1 pseudogene is annotated in these 311 nt (G+C 55.6%); it reads left to right on the plus strand.

Annotation, left to right across the window (positions count from 1 at the left end):
• Positions 1 to 311: pseudogene (locus tag SB764_RS39125) on the plus strand (5-methyltetrahydropteroyltriglutamate--homocysteine S-methyltransferase); the annotation flags it as partial.

Genomic DNA, 311 nt, shown 5'->3' on the forward strand with positions numbered 1-311 from the left:
GTTTATCAGCAAGTGCTGGCAGAACTGGCGAAACGCGGCATCGAGTGGGTACAGATTGATGAACCCGCGCTGGTACTGGAACTGCCGCAGGCGTGGCTGGACGCATACAAACCCGCTTACGACGCGCTCCAGGGACAGGTGAAACTGCTGCTGACCACCTATTTTGAAGGCGGAACGCCAAACCTCGACACGATTACTGCGCTGCCTGTTCAGGGTCTGCATGTCGATCTCGTACATGGTAAAGATGACGTTGCTGAACTGCACAAGCGTCTGCCTGCTGACTGGCTGCTGTTTGTGGGTCTGATGAATGG

Origin of the sequence: Paraburkholderia sp. SIMBA_027 (assembly GCF_046535315.1) — a bacterium.
Taxonomy (GTDB): domain Bacteria; phylum Pseudomonadota; class Gammaproteobacteria; order Burkholderiales; family Burkholderiaceae; genus Paraburkholderia; species Paraburkholderia tropica.